This window comes from Metapseudomonas resinovorans, from assembly GCF_002003485.1.
Taxonomy (GTDB): Bacteria; Pseudomonadota; Gammaproteobacteria; order Pseudomonadales; family Pseudomonadaceae; genus Metapseudomonas; species Metapseudomonas resinovorans_D.
This window is the reverse complement of record NZ_BDMA01000069.1, coordinates 1-328: the sequence shown is the minus strand read 5'-3', so window position 1 is coordinate 328 and position 328 is coordinate 1. Positions and strand designations below refer to the sequence as shown.

Annotated in this window: 1 pseudogene; it reads left to right on the top strand. The window is 63.4% G+C overall.

From position 1 onward, the window contains the following. Positions 1-40: 40 nt before the first annotated feature. Positions 41-328: pseudogene (locus MnOB_RS19690) on the top strand (site-specific integrase); the annotation flags it as partial.

Below are 328 nucleotides of genomic sequence, written 5' to 3'. Positions count from 1 at the left end.
GGCCGGCCGTTTTTCGGTATGAAACGAGCGTGAACCCGCGATGAAGGATGTTGAGCGTTACCTGCAGGCCGGTACGCGGGAAAACACCCGCCGTAGCTACCAGTCGGCGATCGAGCACTTCGAGGTGGCCTGGGGGGGCTTCCTACCGGCCACCAGCGACGCCATCGTGCGCTACCTGGTGGACTACGCGGACACGCTGAGCGTCAACACGCTGAAGCAGCGCCTCGCCGCTCTCGCGCAGTGGCATGTCACTCAGGGTTTCCCTGATCCAACCAAAACCCCTACCGTTCGCCAAGTGCTGAAAGGCATCCGCACGCTGCACCCGACC